The sequence below is a fragment of the Pseudomonas sp. FYR_5 genome (assembly GCF_043106315.1).
GTDB classification, from domain to species: domain Bacteria; phylum Pseudomonadota; class Gammaproteobacteria; order Pseudomonadales; family Pseudomonadaceae; genus Aquipseudomonas; species Aquipseudomonas putida_Y.
Genome location: NZ_JBICMK010000100.1, coordinates 21725 through 38747 on the forward strand (window position 1 = coordinate 21725; position 17023 = coordinate 38747).

Annotated in this window: 14 protein-coding genes; all 14 read right to left on the reverse strand. The window is 62.0% G+C overall.

The window, feature by feature from the left end:
* Positions 1-147 precede the first annotated feature (147 nt).
* Positions 148-1383 (reverse strand): aspartate kinase, encoded by a 1236-nt coding sequence (locus ACF8RA_RS20950; RefSeq protein WP_176685233.1) that lies wholly within the window; start codon positions 1381-1383, stop codon positions 148-150.
* A 102-nt stretch (positions 1384-1485) separates the two neighbouring features.
* Complete coding sequence (gene alaS, locus ACF8RA_RS20955; protein WP_392519552.1) at positions 1486-4110, reverse strand: alanine--tRNA ligase; 2625 nt, start codon at positions 4108-4110, stop codon at positions 1486-1488.
* A 384-nt stretch (positions 4111-4494) separates the two neighbouring features.
* Positions 4495-5502, reverse strand: coding sequence for a succinylglutamate desuccinylase (gene astE, locus ACF8RA_RS20960; protein WP_176685246.1), 1008 nt, complete (start codon positions 5500-5502; stop codon positions 4495-4497).
* Positions 5503-5512: 10 nt separating this feature from the next.
* The gene (locus ACF8RA_RS20965; protein WP_003254508.1) at positions 5513-5803 is read right to left on the reverse strand and encodes a topoisomerase II; all 291 of its coding nucleotides are present in this window, start codon (positions 5801-5803) and stop codon (positions 5513-5515) included.
* Positions 5804-5817: 14 nt separating this feature from the next.
* Entirely contained in the window at positions 5818-7167 is a 1350-nt protein-coding gene (gene astB, locus ACF8RA_RS20970; RefSeq protein WP_209967397.1) for an N-succinylarginine dihydrolase, read from the reverse strand.
* A 23-nt stretch (positions 7168-7190) separates the two neighbouring features.
* On the reverse strand, positions 7191-8654 hold the full coding sequence (astD, locus tag ACF8RA_RS20975; RefSeq protein WP_392519553.1) for a succinylglutamate-semialdehyde dehydrogenase: 1464 nt from the start codon (positions 8652-8654) through the stop codon (positions 7191-7193).
* Positions 8655-9683 carry an arginine N-succinyltransferase gene (astA, locus tag ACF8RA_RS20980; protein ID WP_176685229.1) on the reverse strand — a complete coding sequence of 343 codons (1029 nt, stop codon included), beginning with the start codon at positions 9681-9683 and terminating at the stop codon, positions 8655-8657.
* Positions 9684-9761: 78 nt separating this feature from the next.
* A complete protein-coding gene (aruF, locus tag ACF8RA_RS20985; protein WP_010955177.1) occupies positions 9762-10781 on the reverse strand; it encodes an arginine/ornithine succinyltransferase subunit alpha in 1020 nt (339 codons plus the stop codon).
* Positions 10782-10928: 147 nt separating this feature from the next.
* On the reverse strand, positions 10929-12149 hold the full coding sequence (locus ACF8RA_RS20990) for an aspartate aminotransferase family protein (protein WP_176685228.1): 1221 nt from the start codon (positions 12147-12149) through the stop codon (positions 10929-10931).
* 602 nt (positions 12150-12751) lie between these two features.
* A complete protein-coding gene (argR, locus tag ACF8RA_RS20995) occupies positions 12752-13732 on the reverse strand; it encodes a transcriptional regulator ArgR (RefSeq protein ID WP_021783461.1) in 981 nt (326 codons plus the stop codon).
* 98 nt (positions 13733-13830) lie between these two features.
* Positions 13831-14595, reverse strand: coding sequence for an ABC transporter ATP-binding protein (locus tag ACF8RA_RS21000; protein ID WP_028699586.1), 765 nt, complete (start codon positions 14593-14595; stop codon positions 13831-13833).
* A gap of 22 nt (positions 14596-14617) precedes the next feature.
* Positions 14618-15316, reverse strand: coding sequence for an ABC transporter permease (locus ACF8RA_RS21005; protein ID WP_176685226.1), 699 nt, complete (start codon positions 15314-15316; stop codon positions 14618-14620).
* The gene (locus tag ACF8RA_RS21010; protein ID WP_176685225.1) at positions 15313-16002 is read right to left on the reverse strand and encodes an ABC transporter permease; all 690 of its coding nucleotides are present in this window, start codon (positions 16000-16002) and stop codon (positions 15313-15315) included. Before ACF8RA_RS21010 ends, ACF8RA_RS21005 begins: the two co-directional genes overlap by 4 nt.
* A gap of 88 nt (positions 16003-16090) precedes the next feature.
* Positions 16091-16876 carry an ABC transporter substrate-binding protein gene (locus ACF8RA_RS21015; RefSeq protein ID WP_392519554.1) on the reverse strand — a complete coding sequence of 262 codons (786 nt, stop codon included), beginning with the start codon at positions 16874-16876 and terminating at the stop codon, positions 16091-16093.
* Between the last annotated feature and the right edge of the window lie 147 nt (positions 16877-17023).

Below are 17023 nucleotides of genomic sequence, written 5' to 3' on the forward strand. Positions count from 1 at the left end.
ACATTCAGGGGTAACAGTCTTGGATATCGGGCCAGGTCGCGGACGACGACCATGGCCCCGGTTACTCACCGCACAGGGCAGGACAGGGCCTGCGTGGCGAGCAGAAACGCGAAGGGCGCGGCAAGCCGCGCCCTTCCAGGCAGCGCCTTACTCGCCCTGTCGGGCAGGAGCATCCAGCTCGAACGCGGTATGCAGCGCGCGTACGGCCAGCTCCAGGTACTTCTCTTCGAGCACCACCGAAACCTTGATCTCGGAAGTGGAGATCATCTGGATGTTGATGCTCTCCTTGGCCAGGGCTTCGAACATGCGGCTGGCAACACCGGCGTGCGAACGCATGCCAACGCCAACGATCGAGACCTTGGCGATCTTGGTGTCGCCGATCACTTCACGGGCACCGATCTCGCGCGCAGTGTTTTCCAGCACGCTCTGGGCCTTCTCGTACTCGTTGCGGTGCACGGTGAAGGTGAAGTCGGTGGTGTTATCGTGAGCAACGTTCTGCACGATCATGTCGACCTCGATGTTCGAAGCGCTGATCGGGCCGAGGATCTTGAAGGCCACGCCCGGGGTATCCGGCACGCCGCGAATGGTCAGCTTCGCTTCATCACGGTTGAAGGCGATACCGGAAATGATCGGCTGTTCCATGGATTCCTCTTCATCAATGGTAATGAGGGTACCCGGACCCTCCTTGAAGCTGTGCAGCACGCGCAGCGGAACGTTGTACTTGCCGGCGAACTCCACCGAGCGGATCTGCAGCACCTTGGAACCGAGGCTGGCCATTTCCAGCATCTCTTCGAAGGTGATCTTCTCCAGGCGACGAGCCTGTGGCACGACGCGCGGGTCGGTGGTATAGACGCCATCGACATCAGTGTAGATCTGGCACTCATCAGCCTTCAGCGCCGCCGCCAGGGCCACGCCGGTGGTATCAGAGCCACCACGACCCAGGGTAGTGATGCTGCCGTGCTCGTCGACGCCCTGGAAGCCTGCAACCACGACCACGCGACCTTCCTTGAGGTCGGCACGAATCTTCTGGTCGTCGATTTGCAGAATGCGCGCCTTGTTGTGCGAGCTGTCGGTGAGAATACGCACCTGGTTGCCGGTGTAGGACACCGCTGGCACACCACGCTTGATCAAGGCCATGGTCAGCAAGGCAATGGTGACCTGCTCACCGGTCGACACGATCACGTCCAGTTCACGAGGAACCGGCTGATCGGTAATCTGCTTGGCCAGGTCGATCAGACGATTGGTTTCACCGCTCATGGCCGACAGCACAACCACCAGGTCGTCGCCCGCTTCACGGTGCTTCTTGACCTTTTCGGCTACCTGCTCGATCCGCTCGATGGAACCGACAGAGGTGCCGCCAAATTTCTGTACGATCAACGCCATTTCAATGGTGCCTCAGCCCATACAGGGCCCCAAAAAACAATCCAACATGAACGGGTGGACGGGATTGGCCTGTGTGGCCACTAGACCATCCACCCCTTCATCTCAAAGTCCCTGCTCTGCGAATGGCACGGCCAGCGCCAGGGCCTGGTCCAGGGCAGCGACGTCGACGCCACCACCTTGGGCCATGTCCGGACGGCCACCGCCCTTGCCACCCACCGCCGCAGCGGCTTGTTTCATCAGATCGCCAGCCTTGAGTTGGCTGGAGAGGTCCTTGGTCACGCCGGCCACCAGCACAACCTTGCCCTCATGCTCACTGCCCAGCAGGATCACTGCGTGGCCGAGCTTGTTCTTCAGCTGATCGACCAGGGCCAGAAGGGCCTTGCCATCCTGCCCATCCAGGCGGGCGGCGAGGACCTTGGCACCCTTGACCTCAACAGCCGCGTTGGAGAGATCGTCCCCGGCGGCGCTGGCGGCCTTGGCCTGCAGCTGTTCCAGCTGCTTCTCCAGCTGGCGGTTGCGCTCAAGCACAGCCGACAGCTTGTCGATCAGGTTGTCGCGGTTACCTTTCACCAGTTGTGCGGCTTCCTTGACCTGCTCTTCGGCAGCGTTCAGGTAAGCCAGCGCAGCGGCACCGGTTACGGCTTCGATACGGCGCACGCCAGAGGCCACGCCGCCTTCGCTGATGATCTTGAACAGGCTGATGTCACCGGTGCGCTTGGCGTGGATACCGCCGCACAATTCCACCGAAAAATCGCCGCCCATGCTCAGCACACGCACGGTGTCGCCATATTTCTCGCCGAACAGCGCCATTGCACCTTTGGCCTTGGCAGTTTCGATGTCGGTCAGTTCGGTTTCAACGGCAGTGTTCTTGCGCACTTCGCGGTTGACGATGTCTTCCAGCGCCTTGATCTGCTCTGGCTTCACCGCCTCGAAGTGACTGAAGTCGAAACGCAGGCGCTGGCTGTCGACCAGCGAGCCCTTCTGCTGTACATGCTCGCCCAGCACCTGGCGCAGCGCTTCGTGCAGCAGGTGAGTGGCGGAGTGGTTCAACGAGGTAGCGTGTTGCACCTCTGCATCGACCTTGGCCTCGACTGGCGAACCGATCACCAGCGCGCCGCTGGCAACCACGCCGTGGTGCAGGAAGGCACCGCCGGTCTTGGTAGTGTCGCGCACGTCAAAGCGTGCAGCGCCAGCCTGCAGGAAGCCGGTGTCGCCAATCTGGCCGCCGGATTCGGCGTAGAACGGTGTGCGGTCGAGCACGACCACGCCCTGCTCGCCTTCACCCAGTTGGTCGACGGACTGGCCGTCCTTGTACAAGGCGATGATCTTGCCCTGGCCTTCAGTGGCATCGTAGCCGAGGAACTCGGTGGCGCTGTCGACCTTCACAAGGCTGTTGTAATCCATGCCGAAGGCGCTGGCGGAACGGGCACGCTCACGCTGGGCGTCCATTTCACGCTCGAAGCCGGCTTCGTCGATAGTCAGCTCACGCTCACGCGCGATGTCGGCAGTCAGGTCCATCGGGAAGCCATAGGTGTCGTACAGCTTGAACACCACGTCGCCCGGTACCACGTCGCCTTTCAGCTGGGCCAGGTCCTGCTCGAGGATGCGCAGGCCCTGCTCCAGGGTTTTGGCGAACTGCTCTTCTTCGGCCTTGAGCACCCGCTCGATGTGCGCTTGCTGGCTCTTCAGCTCTGGGAAGGCTTCGCCCATTTCAGCGGCCAGTGCGGCAACGATCTGGTAGAAGAAGCTGCCCTTGGCGCCCAGCTTGTTGCCATGACGGCAAGCGCGGCGAATGATGCGGCGCAGCACGTAGCCACGGCCTTCGTTGGACGGCAGCACGCCATCCGCAATCAGGAAACCGCACGAACGGATGTGGTCTGCGACCACTTTCAGCGAGGCCTGGCCGTCATTGCTGCAACCGATGACCTTGGCTGCGGCAGCCAGCAGGTTCTGGAACAGGTCGATCTCGTAGTTCGAATGCACGTGCTGCAGCACGGCGCTGATGCGCTCCAGGCCCATGCCGGTGTCCACCGACGGCGCTGGCAGCGGGTGCAATACGCCGTCGGCGGTGCGGTTGAACTGCATGAAGACGTTGTTCCAGATCTCGATGTAGCGGTCACCGTCTTCTTCTGGCGAACCGGGTGGGCCGCCCCAGATATCCGCGCCGTGATCGTAGAAAATCTCGGTGCACGGGCCGCACGGGCCGGTATCGCCCATGGTCCAGAAGTTGTCGGAGGCGTACGGGGCGCCCTTGTTATCGCCGATGCGCACCATGCGCTCGGCCGGCACGCCGACTTCCTTGGTCCAGATGTCGTAGGCTTCGTCGTCGGTGGCGTAGACGGTGACCCAGAGCTTTTCTTTGGGCAGGTTCAGCCACTGCTCAGAGGTCAGGAAGGTCCAGGCGAAGGTAATGGCGTCGCGCTTGAAATAGTCGCCGAAGCTGAAGTTACCCAGCATTTCGAAGAAGGTGTGGTGACGCGCGGTGTAACCGACGTTTTCCAGGTCGTTGTGCTTGCCACCGGCACGCACGCACTTCTGGCTGCTGACAGCACGCGTGTAGGCGCGCTTCTCCGCACCGAGGAAGCAGTCCTTGAACTGGTTCATGCCTGCGTTGGTGAACAGCAGGGTCGGGTCGTTGTTCGGGATCAGCGAACTGGAGGCGACTCGGGTATGTCCCTGCTCTTCGAAGAAGCGAAGGAAGGCTTCACGGATTTCTGCGCTTTTCATAGGTTCTTCCACGGAAACGGCGGCCCTGTTGGGCAAACGCGTCGACGAAACGACGGCAAAGGGCCGCATTATATCGGTCCTGCAGTCTCGATGCAGTGTGTTTATACGATAGAAGCCATCGTTTGGACGGTTTTTCGGGCTACGCAAACGAAAACGACATGACCGGATGCTAAATCCTGTGTTTCGCCACTGGCAAGCCAATTACCGCTCAAGGGAAGGGAAAATGGAACAGGCGGTGAATTAAAAGGTTTTCATCATGGACAGGATCCGAAATCGTGTCGCCTGCTTCGCGGGTAAACCCGCTCCTACGGGCACGGCGCCACATTGAGACCTTGCACATATCTCGTAGGAGCGGGTTCACCCGCGAAACAGGCGACACCGGTCTCACCCCAGGTGCTGCCCCGAATCCGGCACGATCAGAATGCCGGCGCGCAAGCCATTCTTGACCTTGGGGTTGGGGAAGATGATGCGTGCGCCCTCCTCCTCGACCACCCAGCGCATCTCGGCCAGGTCTTCAGCCAGCAGGTAACCCTTGCTCAGCTCGGAGAAGTTTTCGATGTCCGCCGGCAGGTGCAGATGGAAACTGTCGCTGTGCTTGATGACTTCTCGGGAAACCCTGAACAGTTGCAGGCCATCCAGCGAACTTTCGTCCTCTGGCTCGGTAGCCTCGATGATGCGGACCAACCGCTCTTCGAGCTTGTCGAGGTTGACCTGCTCGTTCTGGCCGAACGGACGGGCCTTGCCCAGCTCCAGGGTGAAGGCTTCAGCCTCAAGCTGTTCGTAGGTGAATGCGCTGAAGGTGATGGACGACTTGCTTTGCAGCAACACCGCTTCCATACCTGCCGCCGCCAGGCGCGCCAGTTCGCGACGGGAGTGCTTGCGCCCCTCTTTATAAGGGTACAAGGCGAACTGCTCGATCTTAGAACCGCGGATGGCAGTATGCAGGTCGTAATGCAGGCGGTTGCGCCCCGGTTTGCTGAAAAACACCCGGGCAAACTGCTCCAGCTCGGCAGCACGCAATGCTTCGAAGCCGCTGGACAGCTCATGGCGGCCATTGAACAAGCGGTTGATGTCCTGTTCGATAAAGCGCTCACCCTTGCGGATCGCTGGCGGGTTGCCGAACAGGAACAGCACTCTAGCCCTGGGTTTGATCTTGCCGTTGGCCACGCCGTGCAGCAGCCGCTCGAGCAATTCGATCGGCGCTGTTTCGTTGCCATGAATGCCGGCGGACAACAGCAAGTCCAGCCCGCAGTCTTCGCTTTCGGCCGGACGCACTTCGAGCGCGCCCTCCCCCAGCCACCGCAAACGCGCGCCCTTGGGTGTCACTTGGGTCTTCTCGGCCGGTTCGTGATCGGTGAGGGTCAGCTCAAGCAATTTGCCAAGGGCGAGCATAGGTGCTTCCTTAGTGGTGGTGACCGCAGTCAGGGCCATGAACGTGATCGTCGTCTTCGCCAAGCTCTGCCGGTTCCATTTCCAGCTGCAGGCTGACCAGGTTGGTGGCCATCGGGCGTAGCAGCAAGTTGGCATACTCAGTGTCGTCTTCCTCGACATCCACGCCGATCAGCAACTGGCCACGGCCATCCTGCTGAATCCACACTTCCTTGCCTTGCCAGACCACAGCAAAGCGGGTGCAGGAAGTTTCCAGCTGGGTGCCGTCTTCATCTTCGAGGATCAGGCGCAAGGCGTCGGTCATTACAGAGTCTCTCTTCAAGGTTGGCGTTGGAACGGATACACCGAGCCCAACTTCAGGATCTGGGTCAATTCGTCCAGTGCCGTACGGCACTCCACCAGCAGTTGCGGGTCAGCCAGGTCAGCTTCGCCAAGGCGATCGCGGTAGTGCCTGTCCACCCACTGCAGCAGCGTGTCATACAGCGAGGCCGTCATGATAACGCCTTGGTTGACCGCCGCCAGTTCCGATTCCTTCAAAGCCACGCGCAAACGCAGGCAGGCTGGGCCGCCGCCGTTTTGCATGCTCTGCTTGAGGTCGAACACCTTGACCTCCTTCACCGGGCCTCCCTGGCTGGTCAACTGGCCGAGATAAGCCCAGACCCGCTCGTTGTTGCGGCACTCTTCCGGCACGACCAACAGCATGGAACCATCGTCGCGGCTCAGCAGCTGGCTGTTGAACAGGTAGGAACGCACCGCATCCTCCACCGCTACCGCGGCCCTGGGCACGCAGATGGCCTGGAAGTTGCCACCCTTGCTGGCCAGTTTAGCTCGCAACTGCCCAAGTACCGCGTCGGTCTCGAGGAACGCGTCCTCGTGGTAGAACAGCACTTCGCCGTTACCCACCGAAATCACATCATTGTGGAACACGCCCTGGTCGATCACCGACGGGTTCTGTTGAGCGTAGACCACACCGTCATCGCTCAGGCCGTGCAGCCGGGCCACAGCCTGCGAGGCCTCCAGGGTTTGCCGGGCCGGGTACTTCTGTGGCGCCGGGTAACGGCTGTCGAAAGCGCTGCGGCCGTAGACAAAGAACTCCACACCAGGCTCGCCATAGGCGCGGCAGAAGCGCGTGTGGTTGGCCGCACCCTCATCACCGAACTGTGCCACGGCAGGTAGCGCGCCGTGGTGGGCAAAGTGCCTGTCGTTGTTGAACATGGCGCCCAGCACGCGGCTGGTGGTCGGGTGCTCGATGCTGCGGTGATATTTGCAGTTGAGGTTGGCCGCGGTGAAGTGCACGCGACCGTCAGCAGTGTCGGCACTCGGGCTGACTGTCGCGGCGTTGGCCACCCACATGCTCGAGGCCGAGCAACTGGCCACCAGCAACGGCATGGCCTCGCGGGCGGCGCGCTGGATAACTTCGGCATCGCTACCACTGAACCCCAGGCGGCGCAGCGCCGCCACGTCCGGGCGCTCTTGTGGCGCCAGAACACCCTGCTTGAAGCCCATGTCGGCCAGCGCTTTCATCTTCGCCAGGCCCTGGCGCGCTGCCTCACGCGGGTTGGACCCCTGCTGGCTGTTGCTCTGCGAAGCCACGTTACCGTAAGACAGGCCGCCATAGTTGTGGGTAGGCCCCACCAGGCCATCAAAATTCACTTCATAGGATTTCATCGGCTAGGCTCCGTGACCTGTTGTTATAGGGTGACGCCCGGCGTCAGGGTCGCCGGCAAGGCAAGGCTGGCGGTCTCCAGCGAAGCCACGGGGTAAGCGCAGTAGTCGGCTGCGTAATAGGCACTGGCGCGATGGTTGCCACTGGCTCCCACACCACCGAACGGCGCGCTGCTGGCAGCCCCCGTCAGCTGTTTGTTCCAGTTGACGATGCCCGCGCGACTGCGCAGCCAGAAGTACTGGTAGCGGGCTCGCGAATCAGACAATAAGCCAGCGGCCAGGCCATACTGGGTATTGTTGGCTTCATCGATGGCAGCATCGAAGTCGGCGTAGCGGATCACCTGCAACAGCGGGCCGAAAAACTCTTCGTCCGGGCGGTCAGCCACGGCGGTGACATCGACAATGCCCGGAGTCAGCAATGCGGCATCGGCCTGTGGCTGGGTCATTTCCAGCAGTTTCACGCCACCTTTGGCGGCCAGTTCGGCCTGGGCCGCAAGCAGCGCCCGAGCCGCCTGCAGCGAAATCACCGAGCCCATGAAAGGCGCCGGCTGCTCATCGAACGCCCCCACCGTGATGGTTTTGCACACCTCGACCAGGCGCGCGATCAGCGCATCGCCCCAGGCGCCTTGCGGTACCAGCAGGCGCCGCGCGCAGGTGCAGCGCTGGCCAGCGGAAATGAACGCCGACTGGATAATGGTATACACCGCCGCGTCGAGGTCCTTGACCTCGTCCACCACGAGCGGGTTGTTACCCCCCATTTCCAGGGCCAGAATCTTGTCTGGGCGGCCTGCGAACTGTTGATGCAGCAGGTTGCCGGTACGGCTGGAGCCGGTGAAGAACAGGCCATCGATACCTGGGTTGGCGGCCAGAGCCACACCGGTTTCGCGTGCGCCCTGCACCAGGCTCAGCACACCCGCCGGCAGGCCGGCAGCAATCCAGCAGTTAACGGTAAGCTCAGCGACCTTGGGGGTCAGCTCGCTGGGTTTGAACACCACGCAGTTGCCTGCCAGCAGCGCCGGCACGATATGGCCATTGGGCAGGTGCCCGGGGAAGTTGTAGGGGCCGAACACTGCCACGACGCCGTGAGGCTTGTGCCGCAGCACAGCCGTGGCATCGGCCAGCGGGCCACTCTTTTCGCCGGTGCGCTCGCGGTAGCTCTGTACCGAAATCGCCACCTTGTTGATCATGCTGGTGACTTCAGTCGCAGATTCCCACAGCGGCTTTCCGGTTTCCTCGCCAATGCACTGGGCCATGGCTTCGGCATGCACTTTCAACTGCGCGGCAAACTTCTCCAGCACATCGATACGTGCCTCCAGGCTCAACTGCGCCCAGGCCGGGAAAGCCTGCCGCGCAGCCTGCACGGCAGCGTCGACCTGGCTGGCGTCAGCGCCCTGCCCTTGCCAGATCACGGCCTGTGTCACCGGATTGAGCGACTGCAGGGTTTCACCCTGGCCGGCCTGCCAACTGCCTGCGATGTAATGCGTGGTCATTTACTGGGCCTCCCGGCTGGCCGACAGCGGCACCGCACGCACATTGTCGCCGACGCCCATGCGCAAGCGCTTGGCGGTCAACGGGTCGACCACCAGAGTACCGGCAGCCAACCGTGCAGGTGCAGCAGTGATACGGCAGTCGTCGCGCTTGCGGTTGTGGATGATGAAAGGGGTCGCGTCATCGCCTGGCGTACCGATCGCCAGCACCAGGGTCTGGCTCTCGCGCACGGCGCGGATCTTGGCAGTGTCACATTCGATGGCCGGGCCGGCGTCGAAGATGTCGACGTAGCCCTGGTAGTTGAAGCCTTCCTGCTTGAGCATGGCCAACGCCGGCTCGGTGTCTTTGTGCACGCGGCCGATCACGTTGCGCGCGGCCTCGGACAGGAAGCAAGTGTACAGCGGGAACTTGGGCATCAGCTCGGCGATGAACGACTTGTTGCCCACGCCGGTGAGGTAGTCGGCCTGGCTGAACTCCATCTTGAAGAAATGACGACCCAGGCTTTCCCAGAACGGTGAACGGCCCTGCTCGTCAGACATGCCGCGCATCTCGGCAATGATTTTCTTGCCAAAAAGCTCCGGGAACTCGGCAATGAACAGCATACGCGCGCGCGACAGCAGGCGGCCATTGAGGCCGGAGCGGTGGTCGCTGCGCAGGAACAGCGAGCACAGCTCGGAGTTGCCAGTCAGGTCGTTGGCCAGGAACAGCGTCGGGATTTCGCGGTAGATCTTCAGCTCCTGCGAGGCGCTGACCGTCAGGCCGACCCGATAGTTGTACCAGGGCTCACGCAGGCCGACGGCGCCGGCGATGGCGCTGATGCCCACCACCAGACCTTCGTCGTTTTCCAGCACGAACAGGTAATCGGTGTCGCCACGCTCAGCCTCGCCACGAAAGCTTTTTTCCGCCCAACCAACGCGATGCCCCAGGCGCTCTTCGTTGGCCGGCAGCGTGGTCAGCCCGGTGGTGCCGGTGCTGCGTGCCAATTCGATCAACGCAGGCAAATCGCTGCTGCGTACAGGACGAACGATCATGCTATCTCCTTGTGCGGCGGCATCGGCCGCCGCGAAACTCTGCTAACGCATCAATCCCGAAACGTCTGTTGCCAGACCTCAAACCGCAACCAGGCGCACGCTGGCGCCCTCGCCCACGCCCAGCGCGTCGGCTGCAGCCACGCTCAGGCTGACCGGTTTGCCAGGCACCCAGTCCAGGTCCAGCAACACCGCGCGGTAGTCCTGCAACAGGCCGTTGCACACCAGGTACGGGCGCCCGCCTTTGACCGGGGCCTCTTCGATCTTCACCGGTACAACCCGGCTCTGGGCGATCGAGCGAATGCCAGAGGTGCGCGCATGCAGGGTCGGGCCGCCGTCGAAAATGTCGATGTAGTGCTCGGTCTCGAAGCCTTCGCGCATGAGTATGTCGAAGGTGATCTGTGCCCGCGGATGTACCTGGCCCATGGCTTCCTGCGCCAGGTCTGGCAGCAACGGCACGTAGATCGGGTAATGCGGCATCAGCTCGGCGAGAAAGGTACGGCTCTTCAGGCCGCACAGGCGCTCGGCGTCGGCATAGTTGAGGTCGAAGAAGTTGCGGCCGATGGCGTCCCAGAACGGTGATTCACCCTGCTCGTCGCTGAAGCCGACAATCTCGGTCACCACTGAATCGGCGAAACGCTCCGGGTGCGCGGCCATGAACAGCAGTCGGCCGCGCGAGTTGAGCTCGGCCCAGCCACTGTTCACCAGCTCCGGCGCCACATAGAAGCTGGTCAGCAGGCTGTTGCCGGTCAGATCGTGACACAGCGACAGCACATGGATCTTGTTGTGTATCTTCAGCTCGCGTGAGGCGTGCACGAATGTTTCGTTACGAAAACTGTAGAACGGCTCGGAGTACCCGGCCGAAGCGACGATGGCCGAGCAGCCGGCCAGCTTGCCCGTTTCGCTGTCTTCGAGCACGAAAAAGTAACTCTCTTCACCGTTGAAGCTGACCTCGGCGGCGAAGGATGTCTCAGAGGCGGCAATCTTGTCGCCCAGACGAGCAGTGTCGTCCGGCAGCGAGGTGACACCAATGGGGCTGTCTGCAGCCATGCGCTGCACGTCGTTCAGATCAGCCATTTGCGCGGGGCGCATCACCAGCATGGTGTCACTCCTTTGGAATACGGGCCGTTCACGGCGGCACGGAAAAACGGCAGGCGCCCAGGCACCTGCACTGGAATCGGGTATCGCCGGCCCGGTTCAGCCTCGTGCCGAGGCTGGGCCGGGGCCGGCGAAAGGACCGCTGGCGGATCAGCCTTTGGTCAGTGTGGCCACAGCGCGTTCGAAGCGATCCAGGCCTGCGTCGATGTCGGCGTCTTCAACCACCAGACTTGGCGCGAAGCGGACCACGTCCGGGCCGGCCTGCAGCACCATCACGCCTTCTTTCTCGGCAGCGTTGAGCACGTCCTTGGCCTTGCCTTGCCAGGCCTCGGCCAAGACGCAGCCCAGCAGCAAGCCAACGCCACGCACCTGGCTGAACAGGCCGTACTGCTGTCCGATCTGCTCCAGGCGGGTTTTGAAGCGCTCGTGCTTTGCCTTGATACCGGCCAGGGTTTCCGGGGTGTTGACCACATCCAGCACAGCGCAGGCAACGGCGCAGCCCAGCGGGTTGCCGCCATAAGTGGTGCCGTGGGTACCAACGGCCAGGTGCTTGGCCAGCTCGGTGGTGGTCAGCATGGCGCCAATCGGGAAGCCGCCGCCCAGGCTCTTGGCACTGGTCAGAATGTCCGGGGTCACGCCGTAGTGCTGGTAGGCATACAGCGAGCCGGTACGGCCCACGCCCGTCTGCACTTCGTCGAAGATCAGCAGAGCGTTGTGCTCGTCACACAACTTGCGCGCGCCTTCCAGGTAGGCCTTGTCGGCCGGCACCACGCCGCTCTCGCCCTGGATCGGCTCGATCACCACGGCGCAGGTCTTGTCGGAAATCTGTGCCTTCAACGCTTCCAGGTCGTTGTACGGCACATGGCTGATACCGGTGATCTTCGGGCCAAAGCCATCGGAGTACTTCGGCTGGCCACCCACGCTGACGGTAAACAGGGTGCGACCGTGGAAGCTGTTCACGGTGGCGATGATTTCGTGCTTTTGCGGACCGAAGCGGTCATGCGCCACACGACGGGCCAGCTTGAAAGCGGCCTCGTTGGCCTCGGCGCCGGAGTTGCAGAAGAACGCGCGATCGGCAAAAGTGGCGTCCACCAGCTTGTGGGCCAGGCGCAGGGCCGGCTCGTTGGTGAACACGTTGGATACGTGCCAGAGGGTGTTGGCCTGTTCAGTCAGGGCCTTGACCAGTGCCGGATGGCAGTGGCCCAGGGCATTGACCGCGATGCCGCCGGCAAAATCGATCAGCTCGCGACCCGACTGGTCCCAGACACGGGAACCCTCGCCTCGCACAGGAATGAAGGCCGCCGGAGAATAGTTGGGGACCATCACCTGGTCGAAATCGGCACGTTGCACCGGGGCTTGCTCAACGGACATCTGAGTCTCCTGAAGAGGAACGCTGGCCTGGAAGTGGCGAGCGATGGGGGGATTGTAAGGACTGATCCGCGCCTGTCCTTGCGGCCAAGCGACAACTTGTTACAGCGCAAAACCCAGTTTTGACAAGGCTTTCGGCAATGCGACAAACACTGTCGCAATCGCGCAGTGTACGGGAGAGAGGGGGCTGGGTGAACGGGTGTTCACACAGGTTTGTGAGGGGGCGGGATGTACGGGTGTTCACACAGGATTGTGAGGGGGACAGGATGTACGGGTGTTCACATAGGATTGTGAGGGGGCAGGATGTACGGCGATGTTGATGTGTTGACGGGGAGATCGAGCGCCGCCCGCGCGGCGCTTCGCGGGTAAACCCGCTCCTACGTTCGTTTCGGGCCAGTCCATCCTGTGCCTGGCGCGCGCGACCGCCTTGTTGGTACGACGCGATATCGAGATAGGCACCCAGGCGTTCGCGCGCAAATGCCACAGGCATAACTGGCCCGAAACAAACGTAGGAGCGGGTTTACCCGCGAAGCGCCGCGTGGGCGGCGCTCGATTTGCGCCCCAATACCACCCCCAAGGCATACACCCCGAACCCACCCGAAATCTCAGCCCTTTTCAGCCGGCGCCGAGCTCAACTCAAACGGGCTGCTGCTGCGTCGCTGATTACGGTCTTCCCGCGGCGTGGCACCAAAGAAGTTGCGGTAGGCACTGGAAAAATGCGGCCCCGAGGAAAAACCACAGGACAGCCCGATCTGGATGATCGACTTGCTGGTCTGCATCAGCATCTGCCGCGCCTTGTTCAACCGCAACTCCAGGTAGTACTGGCTGGGCACGCGGTTCAGGTACTGTTTGAAGATACGCTCCAACTGCCGACGCGACACACACACATGCTGGGCAATCTCGTCGGTGGTCAGCGGCTCTTCGATGTTGGCTTCCATCAGCAACACCGCCTGAGTCAGCTTGGGATGACTCGAACCCAGGCGGTTCTGCAGCGGGATACGCTGGCGCTCGCCACCCTCGCGGATGCGCTCGACCACCAGCTCTTCCGACACAGCCCCAGCCAGCTCAGCCCCGTGATCGCGCGCCAGCACCGCCAGCAACAGGTCGGTCACGGCCATACCACCGCAGGCGGTCAGACGGTCGCGATCCCAGTCGAACAGGTGGCTGGTGGCGATGACCTTGGGGAAGCGTTCGGCAAAGTCATCCTGCCAGCGCCAGTGCACGGCTGCCCGGTAACCATCGAGCAGGCCCAGCATTGCCAGCGGATATACCCCGGCCGACAGGCCACCGATCAGGCAGCCACTGCGCGCCAGCTGCTTGAGCGCCGTCGAGAAGGCAGCCCCCATCGCCGCAGGCGGCTCGTCGGCCAGCAGAAACAGCTTGTGGCAACCCTCCAGGCGGCCGAGCCACGGCTCGCCCGGCAGGCGCCAGGCGCCTTCCTGCGCAGGCTCAGCCTGCAGGAAGACCAACTCGTAGACCACATCCGGATGCACCCGCTGCGCCACCAGCAACACTTCCTCGGCCAACGCCAGGGTCAAGGGCCTGGTGCTGGGCCAGATGAGAAAACCGATTCGCTGGGTGGTCATAGGGTACGGTCCGAAACCTGAGGTCGTTCGAGTCTGTGCGCCGGGTCAGGCTGCGCTCGCCGCGCAGCATGCCCTATTCTGGTGCAAAAATGCAGCTTTTACTTCAGGCTGCCGGAGAGGAACTGCTTCAGGCGCTCCGACTGCGGGTTGGCCAGCACTTCACGCGGGCAGCCGGTTTCCTCCACCAGGCCTTTGTGCAGGAATACCAACTGGTTGGACACCTCGCGAGCAAAGCCCATTTCGTGGGTCACCACCACCATGGTCCGACCTTCCTGGGCCAGCGCCTGCATCACCTTGAGCACATCACCCACCAGCTCAGGGTCAAGCGCCGAGGTCGGCTCGTCGAACAGCATGACCTCCGGCTCCATGGCCAATGCCCGGGCAATTGCCACACGTTGTTGCTCACCACCCGACATATGCCCGGGGAAGGCATCCTTGCGGTGGGCAACGCCGACCTTGGCCAGGTAGTGCTCGGCCTTCTCCAGGGCTTCCTTGCGGTTCACTCCCAGCACGTGCACCGGCGCTTCGATGATGTTCTCAAGCGCAGTCATGTGCGACCACAGGTTGAAGTGCTGGAACACCATCGACAGGCGTGAGCGCATGCGCTGCAATTGACGTGGGTCGGCGGCCTTCAGTGCGCCATCCTTGCCGGCGACCAGCTTCAGCTCTTCGTTGTTGAGCAGGATCTTGCCGGCGTGCGGCTGCTCCAGCAGGTTGATGCAGCGCAGGAAGGTCGACTTGCCCGAACCGCTGGAGCCGATGATGCTGATGACGTCGCCGGCCTTGGCCGCCAGCGACACGCCCTTGAGCACTTCGTGGCTGCCGTAGCGCTTGTGCAGGTCTTGGACTTCGAGTTTGTACATGCTGTCGATTCTCACAAAGCGGTCAGTGCTTGCGCGGCGCCAGGTAGCCGAGCCAGCGGCGTTCGGCCATCTTGAACAGGCGCACCAGAATGAAGGTCAGGCACAGGTAGAACACGCCCGCCGTGATATAGGCCTCGAAAGGCAGGTAGTACTGGGCATTGACCGTGCGCGCAGCACCGGTGATGTCGATCAGGGTAACGATCGACGCCAGGCTGGTGGTCTGCAGCATCATGATCACTTCATTGCTGTACTGCGGCAGTGCCCGACGCAGTGCCGATGGCAGCAGGATGCGGCGGTACATTTTCATGCGCGACATGCCCATGGCCTTGGCGGCCTCGATCTCGCCATGCGGCGTGGCCTTGAGGCTGCCGGCAATGATTTCGGCGGTATAGGCACTGGTATTGATGCCGAACGCCAGGCAGGCGCAGAAGGTGGCACTGGACAGCAGCGGCCAGAAGATACTCTCGCGCACCGCTTCGAACTGGGCCAGGCCGTAGTAGATCAGGAACAGCTGCACCAGCATCGGCGTGCCACGGATGACGTAGGTGTACAGCCATGCAGCAAGGTTGACCACCGGCTGCCTGGATACTCGCATCAGGCCCAGTGGCACAGCCGCCAACAGGCCGAAGAAAAGCGAAATCGCCAGCAGCTTCAGGGTGGTCAGCAGGCCGCCGAAGTACATCGGCAGCGCTTCCCAGACGACGTTGTAGTCGAAAATCATAGTTCAGCCACCTTGACGCCCACCGAGTAGCGGCGTTCCAGATACTTCAGGGCCAGCAGCGAGACACTGGTCAGCACCAGGTACAGCGCCGCCACTGCCAGGAAGAAGGTGAAGGGTTCGCGGGTGGCGTCAGCCGCCTGCTTGGCCTTGAACATCATGTCCTGCAGGCCGACGACTGAAATCAGTGCAGTAGCCTTGGTCAGCACCAGCCAGTTGTTGGTGAAGCCCGGTATGGCCAGGCGGATCATTTGCGGCACCTGGATGCGGAAGAACACTTGGCGGGGGCTCATGCCATACGCCACGCCCGCCTCGGCCTGGCCCTTGGGAATACCCAGGAAGGCCCCGCGGAAGGTCTCCGAGAGGTAGGCGCCAAAAATGAAGCCAAGCGTACCGATACCCGCAACCAGCGGGTTCAGGTCGATGTAGTCGTCGTAGCCGAGCAGCGGCGCCACCCGGTTGATGATGTCCTGCCCGCCGTAGAAGATCAGCAGGATCAGGACCAGGTCCGGAATACCACGAATCACCGTGGAATACAGATCGCCCAGCCAGGCCAGCCAGCGCACTGGCGACAAACGCAGCGCCACACCGATCAGGCCGAGCACGATGGCCAGGGCCATCGACGACAGGGCGAGCTGCAGCGTCAGCCACGCCCCGTCGAGGATGACTGCCCCGTAGCCTTTCAACATGATGAGGTCCTCGACCTAGAGAATGAAAAATGGTGCAAACCTCAGAGCCTCTGCTGTTTGCACCATTGCACAGGTGAAACCCGACGTCTTACTTCGAGTCTGGACCGTAGATGTCGAAATTGAAGTACTTGCTCTCGATTTCTTTGTACTTGCCGTTGGCACGGATGGCGTCGATAGCCGCGTTGATGCGGTCGACATTCGCCTTGTCACCCTTGCGTACGGCGATACCGATACCGTCACCGAAGTACTTGGCATCGGTGAAGGCCGGACCTACGAACGCGAAGCCCTTGCCGGCATCAGTCTTGAGGAAGCCGTCTTCCAGCAGGGTGGCGTCAGCCACGGTGCCGTCGAGACGACCCGCAGCGACGTCCAGGTAGATTTCGTTCTGGGTACCGTAAGGCACCACGGTGGCACCTTTGGCACCCAGCACTTCCTTGGCGAAGCGGTCGTGAATGGAGCCGCGCTGCACGCCGATCCTCTTGCCTTTCAGTTCATCGAGGCTGTCGCTGACGGTAGTGCCGCCCTTCATGACCAGGCGCGCCGGAGTCAGGTAGTAGCGCTTGGTGAAGTCGACCGACTTCTTGCGGTCATCGGTGATCGACATGGACGACAGGATAGCGTCGATCTTGCGCACCTTCAGCGCCGGGATCAGGCCGTCGAATTCCTGCTCGACCCAGGTGCACTTGGTTTTCATCTCTTCGCACAGGGCGTTGCCGATATCGTAGTCAAAGCCGGCAATGCTGCCGTCAGGTTGCTTGAAGGCGAAGGGTGGGTAAGCAGCTTCGATACCGATTTTCAGCGGTTTTTCATCAGCCTGCGACACCAGGGAAAACACAGACAGCGCCAGGGCGCCAAGCAGTGCGAGCTTCTTCATCAGGTAACTCCATCGGTACGGGGCAATACAAGGCAGGTAACGGCTGCCCGATATGCGAATGAGTACAACGCGAGCCGCGCAGGGTTCGACCAAGGCCGCATACCACGAGCGAGTGAGTGGCATTTTAACGACAGCCCGGTAGTCGAT

What these genes read in the sequence shown, in the direction of transcription:
- ACF8RA_RS20950 (WP_176685233.1), bottom strand. Translation starts at nt 1,383, where the DNA reads ATGGCGTTGATCGTACAGAAATTTGGCGGCACCTCTGTCGGTTCCATC.
- alaS (WP_392519552.1), bottom strand. Translation starts at nt 4,110, where the DNA reads ATGAAAAGCGCAGAAATCCGTGAAGCCTTCCTTCGCTTCTTCGAAGAG.
- astE (WP_176685246.1), bottom strand. Translation starts at nt 5,502, where the DNA reads ATGCTCGCCCTTGGCAAATTGCTTGAGCTGACCCTCACCGATCACGAA.
- ACF8RA_RS20965 (WP_003254508.1), bottom strand. Translation starts at nt 5,803, where the DNA reads ATGACCGACGCCTTGCGCCTGATCCTCGAAGATGAAGACGGCACCCAG.
- astB (WP_209967397.1), bottom strand. Translation starts at nt 7,167, where the DNA reads ATGAAATCCTATGAAGTGAATTTTGATGGCCTGGTGGGGCCTACCCAC.
- astD (WP_392519553.1), bottom strand. Translation starts at nt 8,654, where the DNA reads ATGACCACGCATTACATCGCAGGCAGTTGGCAGGCCGGCCAGGGTGAA.
- astA (WP_176685229.1), bottom strand. Translation starts at nt 9,683, where the DNA reads ATGATCGTTCGTCCTGTACGCAGCAGCGATTTGCCTGCGTTGATCGAA.
- aruF (WP_010955177.1), bottom strand. Translation starts at nt 10,781, where the DNA reads ATGCTGGTGATGCGCCCCGCGCAAATGGCTGATCTGAACGACGTGCAG.
- ACF8RA_RS20990 (WP_176685228.1), bottom strand. Translation starts at nt 12,149, where the DNA reads ATGTCCGTTGAGCAAGCCCCGGTGCAACGTGCCGATTTCGACCAGGTG.
- argR (WP_021783461.1), bottom strand. Translation starts at nt 13,732, where the DNA reads ATGACCACCCAGCGAATCGGTTTTCTCATCTGGCCCAGCACCAGGCCC.
- ACF8RA_RS21000 (WP_028699586.1), bottom strand. Translation starts at nt 14,595, where the DNA reads ATGTACAAACTCGAAGTCCAAGACCTGCACAAGCGCTACGGCAGCCAC.
- ACF8RA_RS21005 (WP_176685226.1), bottom strand. Translation starts at nt 15,316, where the DNA reads ATGATTTTCGACTACAACGTCGTCTGGGAAGCGCTGCCGATGTACTTC.
- ACF8RA_RS21010 (WP_176685225.1), bottom strand. Translation starts at nt 16,002, where the DNA reads ATGTTGAAAGGCTACGGGGCAGTCATCCTCGACGGGGCGTGGCTGACG.
- ACF8RA_RS21015 (WP_392519554.1), bottom strand. Translation starts at nt 16,876, where the DNA reads ATGAAGAAGCTCGCACTGCTTGGCGCCCTGGCGCTGTCTGTGTTTTCC.